The sequence below is a fragment of the Marinobacterium lacunae genome (assembly GCF_000705555.1).
GTDB lineage: Bacteria > Pseudomonadota > Gammaproteobacteria > Pseudomonadales > Balneatricaceae > Marinobacterium_D > Marinobacterium_D lacunae.
In genome coordinates this window covers 1-16,896 of the sequence record NZ_JMQN01000011.1, presented here as the reverse complement: position 1 = coordinate 16,896, position 16,896 = coordinate 1, and the positions used below count along the sequence as shown (strand labels likewise).

Sequence of the window (16,896 nt, the reverse complement as noted above, 5' to 3'; positions counted from 1 at the left end):
ATGTCATCAAGAAATAGGGTGATATGGAGTGAGGGGCTATTTATCAAGCCTCAACACTTCCAACAGCAGCAGCGCTACATGGAATACATGACAGGTGCCCGGTTGGATGCTGTAAGCGGCTATCTCTATGGGTTGTCGGAGCTTGAACTGAATCCCGAATACTTGAGCTTTGGCCGCATTGCCATTCAGCGTGCTAGCGGTGTTATGCCGGATGGCACCGTGTTCAACATACCGCAGGAAGATCTGCTACCCGAGGCGTTGGAGATCGGCGACAGCTCATTGGCCAACCAGATCGTATATCTTGCTTTGGCGATGCGTAGTGACTCAATTGTAGAGGTGGCGGACGAGCAGCATGGTGCCAGCGGCCGCTATATAAAAAGAAGTCATCAGGTGCGTGATATTCACTCGCAACAGGGGGACTTCACCGCAATCGACGTTAGTCCTGTGCATTTGCGTCTGATGCTGGAGAAAGATGATCGTTCTGCTTACAGCGCGCTGCCGATTGCCCGAATTCTGGAGAAAAGACCGGATGGCAGCGTCGTGCTGGATTCCAACTTCACTCCCTGTCATTACAACGTCGTCGCAGTACCAGGGTTGCATCGCTTTCTTGGAGAGATGGCCGGGTTAATGCGCGAGCGGGCGCGCAATATCGCCCTACGGTTGGGTTCGCCAAATCAGGGCGGTGTCGCCGATGTATCGGATTTCATGTTGCTGCAATCGCTAAACAGGATGCAGCCGGTGCTTCAGCATTTTTCCACCCTGCGCAGTTTGCACCCAGAGATGCTGTATCAGGAGCTGGTTAGCATGTGTGGCGAACTGTTTACTTTTACCGACGACAGCCGAACCGCGCCCTCGTTTCCAGCCTATGATCATGATATGCCAGTGACTGCCTTTGCTCAGGTTATGTCAATGCTTCGTCAATCGCTCAGTATCGTTCTAGAGCCAAAGGCGGTGTCATTGCAGCTGCATAAGCGCAAATACGGCTTGATGGTCGCACCAGTAACCGATCCTGATCTGATCAAACAAGCCGACTTTATTTTGGCAGTTCGGGCAAGGATGCCCTTGGATGAACTTAAAACTCTGTTTATTCAACAGACAAAGATCGCCTCCGTCGAAAAGATTCGCGAGTTCATATCTTTGCAGCTACCTGGGGTTCCTTTAATACCGCTTCCGGTTGCTCCCCGGCAGTTGCCCTACCACGCCGGTTATACCTACTTCCAGTTGGAACGAAGCAGCCGAAATTGGGAAATGTTGGAACGCTCGAGTGGATTTGCTTTTCACGTGGCTGGAGAGTTTCCCGAGCTGGAAATGCAGTTTTGGGCAATCAGGAGCTAAGAAATGGATTTTCAGGCAGAAAGGCAGCCTTTTTCACCCGGACATGTGGAGTCTCTGCTGTTTGACCAAGCACAAAATATCAACGCCGACCAAGCCTATTGGTTTCGGTTGCGCGGCGACAGTATCAACCCGCTCATCGATGCCGCATCTCCATTGATCGGTATGGTGCTAAGAGTGCGAAACCTGGCCAGTTTAAAGAATATCGAGGCGCTCTATCAAAATGCTGTCGACGACATCATGGCGGTTGAGGTGGAGTTGACCGAGTCGGGTTATGACCGCGCCGAGATTCTAGCGTACCGCTACATCCTCTGCTCATTCATCGATGAGGCTGTGATGAATACATCCTGGGGAGCAGACAGTGTGTGGGTAGAGCACTCATTGCTGACACGTTTTCACAACGAAACCTGGGGAGGAGAGAAAGTGTTTGGGATTCTCCAGCGTCTGGAAACGGAGAGGGACAAGTACAGAGAGTTGCTCGAGTTTCTTTACCTGTGTTTCTGCCTTGGCTTCGAGGGGCGCTACAAAGTTATCGCCAACGGGCGTGAGGAGTTCGATAAGGTCATACGCGGGCTTTACGAAACGCTCCGTCATCAGCGTGGTGAAGAGCCTGATTTGATGGTGGGCGCAACGCGCCATGTAGTGAATACGCGCTATCGCCTTGATCGCCAAATGCCTGTATGGGCCGTGTTTGCGGGTTTCTCTTTAATTGTTACGGCCGTATTCCTTTCCTATTCGCTTTCGCTCGCTAACAAGTCGACGGACGTGATTAACCAGCTGCATCAGATACTCAATTAAGGCCTCCGTCGATGATTAGAATTGAACTGACAACCTTGATCGGCAAGCTGAATGCTGTCACTCGATTAGCCATGGAGGAGGCCGCATCGCTGTGCATCGCCCGCCAGAACAGCGAAGTGACCTTCATGCACCTGCTCAGCTGTCTTCTCGATAATCCACTTTCAGACGTGCGTATGTTGTTGAAATCCGGAAGTATTGGCAACGAAGTCGTTCGTCTGACGGTTGGTGAGGCCCTACCTCGGGATGAGAGTTTGGATACGTGCCCCGCATTTTCACCGATGCTCGTTGAGCTCATGCAGGATGCATGGCTGCTTTCATCCACAGAGCTCGCTCAAGAGGAGTTGCGATCCGGGGCTTTGCTGGTGGCGGCCTTGATGCATCCTGAGCGCTATCTGCCCACGGCATTGCATGATCAACTGGCTAGTCTTAATCGAGAGACACTGAGACGTGAGTTCTCCGCGCTTACCGCTTCATCGTCCGAGTCTGTCACGTCAATCGTTGAGTCGCGTTCCGTCCAGCGTGATCAGGCTCAATCTGCCCTGCAAAAGTTCACGAGCAACTTCACCGAGTTGGCGCGCCAAGGGAAGCTCGACCCGGTGCTGTGTCGTGATGATGAAATCGGCTTAATGATTGACATTCTTTGCCGTCGACGAAAGAACAATCCCATCGTTGTCGGTGATGCCGGGGTGGGGAAAAGTGCCGTAGTCGAGGGATTGGCCTTGCGGATTCACGGTAACAGCGTTCCGGATTCACTTAAGGGTGTGGAGCTGCTGTCTCTTGATTTGGGATTGTTGCAAGCAGGTGCGTCGGTTAAAGGTGAATTCGAGAAGCGCCTTAAAGCCATAATTGAAGAGATTAAGCAGTCGCCAACCCCGATCATTCTGTTTATAGATGAGGCGCATACGCTGATTGGTGCAGGAAATCAGGAAGGAGGCGGCGATGCTGCCAATCTGCTTAAGCCTGCGCTGGCAAGAGGGGAATTGCGAACAGTCGGGGCCACCACCTGGAAAGAGTATAAAAAGTACTTCGAGAAAGATCCGGCGCTCACTCGTCGCTTTCAGTTGGTCAAGCTTGAGGAGCCGAGTGTAGAGCAGGCGATCAACATACTGCGAGGGTTGCACTCGGTATATGAATCCGCTCACGGCGTACTAATTCAGGATGGCGCGCTACGCGCAGCCGCTTACTTGTCTGCGCGATATTTGCCGGGCCGGCAACTGCCCGATAAAGCGATAGATGTACTTGATACAGCCTGTGCACGGATAGCAATCAATCTGAGCTCTACGCCTAAACGGTTAGTGGAACTGGACAGTATACGCATCCGCCAAGAGAGGGAAACTGAACTGCTTCGGCGTCAGCAAAAGTTGGGGCAGCCAATTGATGAGTCGCGTCTGGGTCTGCTGATCGAAGAGCAAGACAGAATCGCCATGGAGTACACGGAGCTACAAGAGCAGTGGCAGCGTCAGCAGAACGATGTGGCTCAGGTTATCGAGCTGCGCCGTCAGGTGCTGGAAAGCGATAACGAACAGGCGATGGGTGAGCTCCAACAGTCCCTGAGAAACGCCGAGCAAGCTATGGAAGGGCTTTGTCGTGAGCAGCGCATGATCTATCCCCATGTGGATGAGGACCAGGTCGCCGAAGTCATCGCGGATTGGACTGGGGTCCCGGTATCTCGAATGAGCGAGGACGAACTCTACAAAATCACCCATTTGCCGCGATTGTTGGCGCAAAGCCTTAAAGGCCAGGATGCGGCCATTGCTCGTTTGCACACGAATCTGCTAACCGCGCGTGCAGATCTGCGCAGGGCGGGGCGACCAAAAGGGGCGTTTCTGTTGGTCGGACCAAGCGGCGTAGGCAAGACGGAAACCGTCGTCCAGATCGCTGAGCAGTTATATGGCGGGCGTCAGTTTCTGACGACCATTAATATGTCCGAGTATCAAGAAAAACACACAGTTTCACGGCTGATCGGATCTCCCCCAGGTTATGTCGGTTATGGCGAGGGTGGGTTGCTGACCGAAGCAATTCGCAAGATGCCCTATTCCGTGGTGCTGCTGGATGAGGTGGAGAAAGCGCATCCGGATGTGTTGAATCTGTTTTATCAGGCGTTCGACAAAGGTGAGCTCGCGGATGGCGAAGGGCGGGTCATTGACTGTCAGAATGTCCTCTTCTTCCTGACATCCAACCTGGGTTATCAGACCATCGTTGAATACAAGGATCGCCCTGCGCTTATTGAGGAGGTGCTTTACCCTGAACTTGCCAGTTTTTTCAAGCCTGCGTTGCTGGCAAGGATGGAGGTTGTACCCTACTTGCCTCTGGGTGAGGCTGAACTCAAGGAGATTATTCAGCACAAGTTGGATTCACTGAAGCAGCGACTGGTTGAGCGTTATCGAGCAGAGGTCCTGTATGACGATGCGTTGGTCAACGAGATTCTTCGCCGCTCTACACGCAGTGAAAATGGTGCCCGAATGCTTGAGGCGATTATTGACGGTCAGGTGTTACCGCCGCTTGCTCTATCGTTGCTTGAACGTCTGGCAGCTGAAGAAGAGGTCCAACACATTCGCCTGGGCTGCCGTGATGGAGAGTTCTATGGAGACGCGGCATAGTGGCTACCCCTCACTGGTTGGCTCAGGCGGCAAACCTGTTGGAGCATCGACGAAGAGAGACACTTCTACAGGATTTTTTGCAAACATTATCCGATGCGTTGACGTTGGATAGTGTTCTCTTTCTCGTGTGCGGTGTCGACGGTCGTGAGTTAAGTGTTGAGGCGGGCTTGGGCGCTCTTGCTCGGCAGGCGGAGAGTGGATTGCAGCTAAAAGTATCCGATTTCCGCCACCCCTTTGCTCATCTGTTGCAATCAGGTGAGCCGATGCTGCTGTCCAAAGAGAAATTGGCGTACTGGCAGGATCATGACCGTTTTGCCAGCTTGAGTCAGTGTGTCGATACTGAGCAGGCGCTGTTGCTATATCCCCTGGCGTTGCATGAGCAGGTTGGGGGGATTTTGTGTATGAAACTGCGCCGTGAGCAAAGTCACGCGGTGTTGTCCTCAACGGAGTGGCAGCAATATTCGGCTGTCTTCGTCCGTCATTGGATTACGCTGCAACAGCTGTCTAAACAGCGCGGGTATGGGGCCAGCTTATCCGCTTCCATTACTGAGATGGAACAGCAACGGCAGCAGGAGTCTGACTTGGCGTCACTGGGGGGGATCCTTGTCGGGCGTTCCGAGCATATGCAGAACCTAAGGCTGGGCGTTTTGCGTGTGGCCGGTTCTAAACTGTCTGTTCTGATACAGGGGGAAACGGGCACAGGCAAAGAGCTAGTCGCACGTGCCGTACATGATTTCTCCGATCGCCGGGACAAGCCGTTCGTCGCGATCAATTGTGCAGCGATTCCAGAAAGCCTGCTTGAGTCGGAGCTATTTGGCTACAGTAAAGGCGCGTTTTCCGGGGCTGATCGATCTAAAAAGGGGCTTGTCGCACAGGCCCATAAAGGAACACTGTTTCTTGATGAGATCGGCGATATGCCGGTCAGTCTGCAGTCCAAACTGTTACGCGTACTGGAAACGGGGCGCTACCGTGCGCTGGGAGCACTGTCTGAGGAATACTCAGACTTCCGGTTGGTTGCAGCGACCCACGTAAACCTCAAGTCCGAGATTGAAACCGGGGCGTTTCGTCGAGATCTGTTTTATCGGCTCTGCCAGTTTCCTCTACGGATACCGGCACTATGTGAGCGAGCAGAAGATATACCCGAACTGGTCGCTTGTTTCATAGAACAGTTTAACTGTACGCATCATCGCGCAATTCCCGGCATCCGTTTCAATGCACTATCCACTCTTCGACGGCACCGATTCCAGGGCAACGTGCGTGAACTGCGCAATATGCTGGAATATGCCTGTGCACTTACCGCAGATGGTGTGGAGATCTCTTCAGAGTCTTTGCCTGCGGTTGAAACGGACTCGGTTGAACCGCAGGCAAAGACTGAATCGGCAGAGAAGTTCGCGAAGATATCGGATCTCAAGTCAGCAGTTGCTCAGTTTGAACGAGAGGTCATCCGTTCCAGATTACGCGTATTCAAGGGGGATAGAAGCAGGGCGGCTATGAGTTTAGGGCTGCCCAAAAGGACATTCTCTCACAAGTGCCAGAAATTGGAGGTTGAGGATTAATGCCAAGGATTAAGGGCGTGCTGTTCTGTTGTCTGTGGGGGTGGACGGTGAATGCCTGGTCGACGGATTCTCTGAGAAACCAGGCGGTTGAGTGTACACGAATTACCTCGCGGTTAGAGCGGCTTTCCTGCTTCGATACCCTATTCGAAACCCCAGTAACTCAGTTACACACAAGGAAAACTGCCGACCGCCAAGGCTATCCAGAAGAGTATCGGGTTGCGCAGGAGACCGAGTCCACGCGTCAGGAGGCGCAAAATGGAGTGGCTTTCATGCCGGGGCATAAAACAGAAGATGCTCGTCGCCTGTGGCTTACGGCGCCTGCCGTGGGGGCTTTACCGCCTCGACCGGTGCTTATGCTCAGTTGCGTCGATGATATCAGCCGTGTGGAGTTGACCCTGCCGAAAGCGATCGACATAGGGTCTCTCCAAGTGGTGCTGGAAGCTGACGGCAGACGTCTGCTATCCCAACGTTGGCTCAGCGACGACAGCGGTCACATACTACGTAGTGGTCGCGGACTGCCGGCCATTGCGGTAATGCAGGCGATGTTGCGTACCGGTGATCTTCGTCTTCGCGCAAATGACGAAGCGATTGACGGATTGCGTTTTGACGCGCGCGGACTTAGCGAGCAGATAGCGCCCTTACGTCGTCAGTGTGGGTGGTGAGCATGGAGTTGGACCAGTATCTCGACAAAGTGATTCGCCCGATCAGTGACGACAATCCAGTGGGTGAGCGGTTAACCGATGATGTGCTTTTTGACTACATCGAGAGCCAAATGATGAAGGTCGGATCTCTGTCGCATGGCGAAGTGCAATGGTTGGAGGTCGAGCGTGCGGCAATGCGTTTGCTTGAGAGCAAGACCAAGGATCTAAAACTGCTGACGCATCTTTTGCAGTGCCTCCAATATCAATGCAGTGTTGAACGTTTCTCTTGTTCGCTCGCACTGTTGCAGGCATTCATGCGTGAGTTCTGGGAAAGCTGCTATCCGGTGCCTGGACCAAGGGGAGTATTGCCAAGACGCAAGTTCTTTTCCCAGATAGTACAACGTACGGTCAAAGCAGCAGATGGCTTGGATACCGACTTTTGTGACCCTGATACGCGTTCTATTTTGCAGCGTACTCTCGGGGAACTGTGCAAAACGGCTGCGGACCATGAGTTGCCGGTAAGTGAGCTGGAAGAGCTCAAGTCGCAACTGGATCGGCGCCTTCAAGCCGAACCGAGGCGGGAGAAAGCATCGGCTGGGCGGGCGGAGGAAAGGGGGCAAGCCATCTCGGCCGCGCCAGAGGTGCGTGATATTCCGAAACTGGAGATTGATAACAGCAGTGACAAATCCACACGCCAGGCCTTATTGAAGTTAGCTGATTTCATTTCGGAAACGCCTTCGGGAATGGCATTGAGCCTGCGCATGCGACGGTTCGCTATCTGGTCGGGTCTGACTTCAGCTCCGGAAAATGCCAACGATAAAGGTGAAACCAGCCTTATGCCGCCTTCGGGTGACCGTGTGTCCGAGTATCGTACTCAGCTGGAAAAAAGCCCGGATCTCGCGTTGCTAAGGCGCATTGAGCAGAGCCTGAGTCTTAGCCCTTTCTGGCTGGACGGACACCACCTGAGTGCGCAACTTGCAGTGTCGCTGGGTCAGCAAGGCTGGGCTGATGCCATTCGAGAAGAGACCCTTGCATTCGTTGAGCGTCTTCCTGCGTTGGCGAAGATGACATTCAAAGGTGGTACTCCGTTTGCTTCGAAAGAGACTCAGCAATGGTTGGCCAATGGCGGCACGTCGTCTGCTGTTTCCGGCGCACACGATAGTGTAACGCTGGATAAGGAGATCCATGAACTTGCACGAGAAGGAGGTCTAGCCCTTGCGCTAGGTGCATTGAATCAAAAACTCGATAAAGCCAGTGAGCCACGGGACCGGTTTTATCTGCGTTTAATTGGGGCTGAGTTGAAGGAGCAATACCAGCTAGGGGCAATGGCTGATCTGGAATATCAGGTGTTGCTGACACAGGCGTCGAGCACAGATCTTAAAGCGTGGGAACCGAGTCTGATGTCTCGCTTACAAAACAAGGTCAAACAGGGATAGTACAGGGAAGCGCATATGTGGTCTGGGGTTAAAACATGGATGTTAAGGGTGGTTCCGCAACTCAAGTCTGCCACGCCTATTCTGTTGGCAGTTATCTTCGTGCTGGTGAATGTAGGCATATGGTGGGCCGGTCCGTGGCTGAATATTGACGGGCAGAAACCACTGGAGTCGGCTTTGTCCAGGACGATAGCCAGTACAATATTTTCGTTGTCCTGTCTTGGATGCTGGGGACTGGTTCAGTGGCGCCGGCTACTAAAGGTGGACGCGCAGAAGCAGCATGCGGAAAGGCTTAAAGTCGACCCGGTACGACGCCTTGAGGAGCGTCAGGAGCGTGAGTTGAACGCTGTCATGCTCAAAATGAAAGAAAGCCTCAATAGCCGCAACTATCTCTATACACTGCCCTGGTTTCTGGTAATGGGTGGCGAGAATGCGGGCAAGACCAGTCTGATTAACCGCTCTGGACAAACCTTTGCATTCTCTTCGGTCATGCGGGCGTCCGGCCAAAAATCACAGAACCCCTACGCGTTTGATTGGTGGGTCGGCGATGAAGCCGTTCTTATCGATCCCGATGGCGAGTTACTGACGCAAAAGTCAGGATCAGCGGATTCTGACTCCCAGGTTGAGCGTAGACTTTGGCTGCATTTCGTTGGCTGGCTGGAAAAAAACCGAAGCCGCCGTCCTCTGAACGGCGTAATACTGACATTGGATATGGCGGATCTAGTGACTGCGCCAGTATCAGAGCGAAAGGCTTATGCTCAGCTCATGCGTACCCGACTGCGCGAGTTGATGGAAATGCTGACAACGCGATTGCCGGTGTATATAACGCTGACCAAGTTGGATCTGATGCTTGGGTTCGAACCGTTCTTTCGCCACTTGAATCAGTCGCAGCGTGATGAAATTCTTGGCTTCACTTTCTCTCTCGACTCGGTCAGCGACAGTGATCGTTGGATGAGCGAGTTTGATCAGGAATATAGCGGTTTCATCTCCCGTATAAACGCCTGTCTGCCCAGAGCACTATTGCAGTGCCGAGATAAAGAGGAGCGGGCGGCAATATACAGCTTTTCTCGTCAGATAGCGGGAGCGCACGGCGTCTTGCGGGAGTTCTTCGGTGATGTTCTCAGTAGTGATCAGTTCTCAACTTCAGCGTTGGTGCGCGGTGTTTATCTGACCTCTGTGTTTCAACAAGGCGTACCGGTGGATGCTTATGTCGACGGCGCTGCTCGTCGTTATGGCTTGACCGACTCTGTCAACTCCGCTCAGAAGAGCGAAAATTCAACGCCCTATTTTACCCGGTCGTTGTTTACCCGGATTATCTACCCGGAGTCTGGCCTGGCATCGGATAACCGCAGGGTTACCAGACAGAAAAGACGCCTGATTGCGCTGTCGGCTCTGGCCTGCTCCATCGCTACTGTGATGATGGTAGGTGGCTGGCATCGATACTATTTGCTCAACAGTGCACATGCCGAAGCTGTGTTGGAGAAAGTCAATGAGTACAACACGCTGATTGACGAGCTGCGTTACGATCAGGAAGCGCCCAATGTGATTCCTCCACTGGATACGATACGGGCAGCAACATTGGAGTTCGGTTTTTTCCGAGACAAGCCACGGATGATTTCCGATCTAGGTTTGTACCAGGGACATGCCATCGGTCCAGAGGTGGAAGAGACCTATTTAAAGCTACTGTCATATCAGTATCTGCCTATTTTGCTACGCAATGTTGCCCGGGCAATTGCGGTAGCACCTGAAGGCAGCGAAGAGAAACTGGCTATGCTGCGAGTATTTCGAATGCTGGCGGACAAGAGTGGACGCCGGGATCATTTCGTCCGCGACTATTTTACCGAAGTCTGGCAGCGAGCATATCAGGGTAACCGTACCCTGCAGACGCAATTGATGAAGCATTTAGACTATGCGTTGCTGCATACCGACTTGCAGCGTGCTCGTGATAATAACGATGCTGAGGCGATAGAAGTTCTGGCACCCTTTGATTCATTAGTTGCGAGAACTCAGCGAGAACTCAGTGAACTGCCGATAGAGCAGCGCGTTTACCGGTATCTTAAAGCGTCGGCTGCCGATGCGCTCAAAGCACCACTCGATTTACGCCTTACAGCGGGGCCGGCTAAGGACCTGGTGTTTGAACTGCCAAAGGATGACCAGTACAGCCAGGCGTTCTTTATTCCGCGTTTTCTGACCCGGCAGGGGTTGGAGCAATATTTGGTTCCAAAGAGTAACGCTATTGCAGAATTGGCGCTCATCGATAGCTGGGTGCTGGGCGAAACAGAAACGACCGACTTCAGCAGTGCAGACAAGGCGGCACTGCGTAGCGAAATAATCGCCCAATACGCGAATGACTACCACCGCAGTTGGGTAAGAGCGCTCAGTGCATTTCAGTTGAAGCCGTTTAAGGATATCGGGGATGCGGTACTGGTGCTGGATAATCTCTCTGTAAGTAACAAGCCCCTGCAACGGTTGCTGGAATCGTTGAAGTCCAACACCCAGCTGTTTCCAAATTTGCCAGAGGACGACATCGCGCGTGAGACGTTATTGCAGTCTGAGTCCTACCGTGTTGCATCGCAAATCGATGCTGGGTTTGCCGATCTTAACCAGCTGCTGGAATCGGACGACACAAAGCCAGCCTATATGGATGAGGTGACAGAAGCGGTTGCTCAACTACACCTGTATCTCAGTGATATCCAAAATTCACCCGATTCAGGAAAAGCGGCACTCGAGGCTGCCCAGGAGCGCTTCAAGCTGAAGGACAACGATCCTATCTATGTGTTGGAACGGCTAGCCGATGGATTACCTAAACCACTGAGCAGCATGATGACGCAGATCGCGCACGAGAGCTGGAAGGTTGTACTGCATAGTGCCATTAAGGAACTGGAGGTGCGGTGGTATGACGAGGTGTATTTGGACTTTCAGCGCAACCTGGCATCGCGATATCCCTTCAATCTCAAGGCCGAGAAGCAAGCTTCGATACGAGATTTTGAACGTTTCTTCGGACCGGAAGGCACGCTGAATAGTTTTTACGATCAGCAGATGCGGGTGTTCGTGGAAGACAACGCGCAAGAACTCGATCAGCTAGCTATTGGCGATCAACGACTAATCCGCGATGAAGTATTACAGGCGATCGAGCAGTCAAGAGAGATACAGTCCGCATTTTTTAACCTCAAGGGAAATCTGGATGTTCGGTTCACTCTTGAACCGTTGCAGATGAGTTCAAATAAACGACGCAGCGTGATCAATATTGATGGCCAATATGTTGAGTATGCTCATGGTCCACGACGCGCCATTGAGCTGGTTTGGCCAAACACGCTGAGAGAGGCGGCAGAGAGCAAGCTGACGTTGGTACCCAGCGAGGTGAATCGGTCGCCGAGATCCATGGCGTATCGTGGCCCCTGGGCTTTCTTCAAGCTGTTGGACAGTTCGCAAATCACGGGGTCGAGCGGAACCAGTGTTGATTACCAATTCAGTGTTGATGGAGGTGATGTTTCCTACCGCATCTATGCGCGAGATAGCAATAATCCTTTCACCGCCCGGTTGCTTAGTCGTTATGTTTTGCCCAAGACGCTCTATTGAAAGACGGGCAAGCAAAGAGAGCGAACTCAACGTTAATGGAAGCGAGTTGGGGTAAAAGGTGACTTCGCAATCGTTGATCAATGCCGCTTGCTTTCGGGTCTGTGCCAACGCGGCACAGATCCGAGGACAAGATCGATATCAGAAGCTAAGAGCCGAGATTAACCGTAAGCACACGCCGTTTAGTGGTGGGCCTGATTGGGACAAGGCATATGATCTGGCGGCAGAAATCGCAGTAACGGAAGGTGCCGATCTATTGTCTGCCTGCTATTTCGCCATTGCCGCGGGTAAAACGCGGGGCATATCAGGTGTCGCTTCAGGAACGGAACTGATTTTGACGGTACTGGTCCACTCCCATCAGGAAGAGGGCATGAGCGCTGACAAGCGCGCAGAACTGCTTAACTGGACTGTTGGAAAGCTGCTGCCGGAGATCAGTCAGATGCAGGTTACGGCAGGCAATATCCGTGACTGGTATCGCTGCGAATACGCCTGTCAGCAGCTATTTGAGTTGATGTGGGCCAAACAACCAGAGCAGATGCCAAACCTTGATGCTATAGGCTTTCATGTCTTCGAGAAGCTCGATAGGCGTGAGCACGAAGGCACATCGGCAGCGGCTGACAGCCCCGTAATGCTCAATAGCGCTGCAAGTAGCACACGCATGAAGCCTTATGTCTGGCTACTAGCGCTTAGTGCCGTTTTTGTCTTGGGGGGCTTGTCTGCTCTGTGGGTTGAGAGAAGGTTGCAGGAGTATTTCCCTGATAAGGATGCTATTGCGAAGCCGCCGCTGTGGAAGAGAATCGATGAGGTGTTTGATAAGCAACCCCTGAGTGTCACAGAGCCTTTTGTTTATCCAGAGCAGGTTGGATATCTACTGGAACTGGATAAATACTTCCAGCGTTTTCAGGACAATCGAACCCGAGCTGCCAACCTGAACCGGCAGTTACAACAGTTACGTTGGAACGATGCCGATCTGGCAAGCATCAGGCGAGAAGCGCGTGAACTGGACCAGTATGCCAGCAGTCTATCTCCCATACTGGGCCGAGCCTATTTCATTGACGACCTGCTAAAAAAAGGGGAGACCATGCGGGCGGCAGAAGAGCTGAGCCTTTTGGACAACCAGTTGAAGTCTTTGCTGATAAAGCGAAGTCTACAGGCTCAGCGACTTGGCCAAACGCTTGAGGACGCTCTGGCGCCAGACTCATGAGTCGAGCAATTTTTTGCCCGCTGGGCAATATCTTGCTTGATCTCGGGCAATATTTTGCTCGACGAAAGTGTATGTGACAAAAAACTTCTTTATAAACAATGTGTTGTGGTCTGGCATGCCCCTTGCTTTAACAGGGGTGGGGTTTGGGGATGCAAACCTCGATCACATCCATATCAGAAAAGGAATTTTTCAATGCCTACACCCTGTTATATCTCTATCGAAGGTCAGACTCAGGGCCACATCACCGCTGGCGCCTTTACCGCTGAATCCGTGGGCGACATCTTCGTTGAGGGACACGAAGACCAGATGCTGGTACAGGAATTCAACCACGTCGTCACCGTACCCACCGATCCTCAATCCGGTATGCCTTCTGGGCAGCGTGTCCACAAGCCGTTCAAGTTCACCGTGGCGCTGAACAAGGCGGTTCCGCTGTTGTACAACGCGCTCTCCTCCGGCGAGAAGCTGACCAAGGTTGAGTTGAAGTGGTATCGCACCTCCATCGAAGGCAAGCAGGAACACTTCTTTACCACCAGTCTGGAAGGCGCCACTATCGTCGATATCAACTGCAACATGCCGCACTGCCAGGATCCGGCAAAAGCGGATTTCACGCAGTTGATCGAGGTTTCCATGGCGTATCGCAAGATCGATTGGGACCATGTCAGCGCCGGTACCTCGGGTTCGGATGACTGGCGTAAGCCGATCGAAGGCTGAGCGTAGATAGGTGTGGACTGGCCAGATCAGTCCACACCTTGATCAGAAACTCAAGGGATTCAGACAAGGACGTGATGATGACCTACCGGGGCAGCGGGCTGCGTTTTCACTTCAAGGCCGACACTAAATCTGACGATTCTTTCAACCTGTTATCGTTTTCCTTCAGCGAGCACCTGTCCTCTTTATTTGAAGGGAAGCTGACATTGTTAAGCCGTCGGGATGACCTGGAGGCTGAGGATCTGGTGGACGGTGCCGGTGCGATAAGCCTGTGGCAGGACGGCGCTTATCTGCGAAGTTTTCACGGGGTTATAAGCGGTTTTACACGGGGGGATAGCGGGTATCATCATACCCGTTACGAGCTTACTCTGGTGCCTGCTTTCGCACGCCTGATGCTGCGCCGGAACAGCCGTATCTTTCAGACTCAGTCCTTGATCTCTATTGTCAGTACCCTACTCGATGAGATGGGCATTAGAGACTATGCATTCAAATGCGATAGCCGCTATGAAACCGAACAGCGCGAGTATTGCGTGCAGTACCGAGAATCGGATTTCGCGTTTATCGCCAGACTAGCCGCCGAGGCGGGGCTGTTCTGGTATTTCGAACATTCCGAAGACCGGCATACACTGGTTTTTTGCGATTCCACAAGCAAGCTGCCGGCATTAAGCCAACCTTTCGTTTATAACGCCACCAGTGGCGGCCAAAGTGAAACTCCATTTGTTAGCCGGTTTAGTTTCAACAAGCAGCTTGCTCCGGGCAGCGTTGAGCTGAAGGATTATAGTTTCAAGAACCCCGCCTACAGTTTTCTGAATCGCGATATAGGGCAACAGCTTGAGCATCATCAGTCGAACGCTGCTCAGCTTTACCAGCACTATGATTATCCCGGACGGTACAAAAGCGACAATCAGGGGCGTTTGCTAACTGTTGCACGTCTGCACGCGTTGCGCAGTGGTAGCGAAACCGCTCAAGCATTTTCCAACCAGATGGCTGCCGCCAGTGGTTACAAGATTCATCTGACAGATCATCCTGAAACAGCTTTCAACCGCGACTGGTTATTGGTCGCTGTAACACACACAGGAGAACAGGGCGCCGCAGCGGAAGAGGCCAACAGTACCACTGCAACGACGTACCAAAACACCCTCCATCTTATTGAGGGCCATATGCCATGGCAGTCTCTGAAATGGGAGCCGCCCAAAGTTGACGGACCGCAAATAGCTACGGTAGTAGGTCCTGACGATGAAGAGATCTACTGCGACGAATACGGTCGCGTGAAGATCCAGTTTCCCTGGGACCGTTATGGACATAGCGACGATCAATCAAGTTGCTGGGTCCGGGTCAGCCAAGGCTGGGCAGGCGGACAATATGGCGTAATGGCCATACCGCGTATTGGCCACGAGGTGATTGTCTCCTTTTTAGAGGGAGATCCTGACCAGCCGATTATCACCGGACGTACGTACCATGCGGTTAATAAGCCGCCCTATCCCCTTCCGGCCAGTAAAACGGTCACTGTCCTGCGCACGGACACCCATAAGGGCGATGGCTTCAACGAACTTCGATTCGAAGATGAGGTGGATAAAGAGGAGATATATGTCAGGGCCCAGAAAAACATGTCGATCCATGTGCTCAACTCGAAGGATGAGCGGGTGGAATATAACCGCAGTACAAGTATCGGACATGATGAAACACTCGTTGTTGCCAACGATCGCAAGGTCACTGTGGAGGGCGACCAAGACCACAAGACCACAGGCGCATATCGTGGTCGAGTCGATCAGGACCATCTGTACTCCATTGGTGGTGACTGGGCGCAACGCGTCGCTGGCGCCATTGGTTTAAGTGCCGATGGTGATATCACGCTCAAGAGCGGCAGCAAAATAACGCTACAGGTTGGGGGGAGTTTCGTCACTGTCCATGGTGGTGGCGTCGATATCAAAGGATCTGCGATCAATCTGAATTCGGGAGGCTCACCAGGTGGCCTTCCGATGCCGGCAAACGCCGCTGTTCTAAAAGCCGCCGCGGGAGAAGGGGCTGCATTCGTGGCACATTGTCCGGCAGCTGAGGGGCTGTGATGATTACTGAAATACAGTCATTCGCGATTCTCGATGCAGCAGCGGAGCCCGCAGTGCCGGAAATGCTGAAGAGCCTGAACCCTGATGTTGTATGTCTTTTTCATGAGCCGGTAGCTGACGATTTTGCCTCCGTTGCGCCTTATCTTGTGCGGGTCGATAGCGAGGTATCAGCATGGCTGAAAACCCGAAAGACCCCTTGGGGGATCCTGATATCGTCGGCGAGTGAATTAATAGCCTTGCGTGATCATCTGCGTCACTTGTTAAAGGCCTATATTCCCGGCCAATTAGAACCCGTGCTGATTCGATACTACGATCCGCGGCTTATATGGGGGCTTCTTGATTCCCTGGATGCTAGGGCACTGCATGATTTTCTGGGCCCCATTATCGAAGTTGTGACGACCGCGCAAGGACAGTACCGTTCAGCGAGCTTTGAGGCGAAACGTCGTCCTTTCCAGAAAACGGCCTACATACAACAGGGGCCTTTGCATCTTAACCAGTTTCAGTACGATTTGATGCTCAAGAGCAGCCGGCAGGTAATGCTTCAACGTGTTGCCGCCCGTATTCGCCATCAGCTTTTGGAAAACGATTCTGATGAGATGAGCAGGCCTGGACAATTGGTGTATACGCTAAGCGTCGATGACCCGGTAACGGAAGCGACCGACATTCAAAATAGTGCCGTCGATCCCGAGTGTCTTGCGGAAGAGCTAGTTGAGGCGTTGGCCCCGATGGGCATAACCGATACGCGTTCACTAACCGGGTTAGCCGAACTTTTTGTAAAGCGAAGGGTTCTCGGGGTTGAGGATATGCCTGTCGCCTGGCATCGGCATCTTTCAGACACAAAAAACCCAGGCAGCTATCGCGCGGAAACACTGTTGAATAAGGAACTTGGGTATATCCCGGCATAGGAGGTGCCATGACAGCTTGTCCCCATCCCATCGGCGTCGCCTGTGGGTGTAATAGATCCGATCCATGTCTGACATCG

11 protein-coding genes are annotated in these 16,896 nt (G+C 52.7%); all 11 read left to right on the top strand.

What is annotated here, in order from left to right; translation table 11 throughout:
- The 11 genes from tssK to ADIMK_RS01140 all read left to right on the top strand — a co-directional run bounded on the left by tssK (window position 1) and on the right by ADIMK_RS01140 (window position 16,819).
- Window positions 1–1,335 (top strand): type VI secretion system baseplate subunit TssK, encoded by a 1,335-nt coding sequence (gene tssK, locus ADIMK_RS01190; protein ID WP_036182655.1) that lies wholly within the window; start codon window positions 1–3, stop codon window positions 1,333–1,335.
- Window positions 1,336–1,338: 3 nt separating this feature from the next.
- Window positions 1,339–2,130, top strand: a complete 792-nt coding sequence (icmH, locus tag ADIMK_RS01185; RefSeq protein ID WP_036182653.1) for a type IVB secretion system protein IcmH/DotU — start codon at window positions 1,339–1,341, stop codon at window positions 2,128–2,130.
- 11 nt (window positions 2,131–2,141) lie between these two features.
- Window positions 2,142–4,730 carry a type VI secretion system ATPase TssH gene (gene tssH / locus ADIMK_RS01180; RefSeq protein WP_036182650.1) on the top strand — a complete coding sequence of 863 codons (2,589 nt, stop codon included), beginning with the start codon at window positions 2,142–2,144 and terminating at the stop codon, window positions 4,728–4,730.
- Window positions 4,730–6,286, top strand: coding sequence for a sigma-54 interaction domain-containing protein (locus ADIMK_RS01175; protein ID WP_036182648.1), 1,557 nt, complete (start codon window positions 4,730–4,732; stop codon window positions 6,284–6,286). The genes tssH and ADIMK_RS01175 overlap by 1 nt, the downstream gene beginning before the upstream one ends.
- Entirely contained in the window at window positions 6,286–6,948 is a 663-nt protein-coding gene (vasI, locus tag ADIMK_RS21615) for a type VI secretion system-associated protein VasI (protein ID WP_081849614.1), read from the top strand. The genes ADIMK_RS01175 and vasI overlap by 1 nt, the downstream gene beginning before the upstream one ends.
- Window positions 6,949–6,950: 2 nt before the next feature.
- Window positions 6,951–8,363 (top strand): type VI secretion system protein TssA, encoded by a 1,413-nt coding sequence (gene tssA, locus ADIMK_RS01165; RefSeq protein WP_036182646.1) that lies wholly within the window; start codon window positions 6,951–6,953, stop codon window positions 8,361–8,363.
- A 15-nt stretch (window positions 8,364–8,378) separates the two neighbouring features.
- Window positions 8,379–11,939: a type VI secretion system membrane subunit TssM gene (gene tssM / locus ADIMK_RS01160; RefSeq protein ID WP_036182644.1), complete on the top strand. Its 3,561-nt coding sequence runs from the start codon at window positions 8,379–8,381 to the stop codon at window positions 11,937–11,939.
- Between the two features lie 58 nt (window positions 11,940–11,997).
- Window positions 11,998–13,140, top strand: coding sequence for a type VI secretion system ImpA family N-terminal domain-containing protein (locus ADIMK_RS01155; RefSeq protein ID WP_081849613.1), 1,143 nt, complete (start codon window positions 11,998–12,000; stop codon window positions 13,138–13,140).
- Between the two features lie 192 nt (window positions 13,141–13,332).
- A complete protein-coding gene (locus ADIMK_RS01150; RefSeq protein ID WP_036182640.1) occupies window positions 13,333–13,851 on the top strand; it encodes an Hcp family type VI secretion system effector in 519 nt (172 codons plus the stop codon).
- Between the two features lie 77 nt (window positions 13,852–13,928).
- On the top strand, window positions 13,929–15,914 hold the full coding sequence (locus ADIMK_RS01145) for a type VI secretion system Vgr family protein (RefSeq protein ID WP_036182638.1): 1,986 nt from the start codon (window positions 13,929–13,931) through the stop codon (window positions 15,912–15,914).
- On the top strand, window positions 15,914–16,819 hold the full coding sequence (locus ADIMK_RS01140) for a DUF4123 domain-containing protein (RefSeq protein WP_036182636.1): 906 nt from the start codon (window positions 15,914–15,916) through the stop codon (window positions 16,817–16,819). Before ADIMK_RS01145 ends, ADIMK_RS01140 begins: the two co-directional genes overlap by 1 nt.
- The last annotated feature ends 77 nt before the right edge of the window (window positions 16,820–16,896 follow it).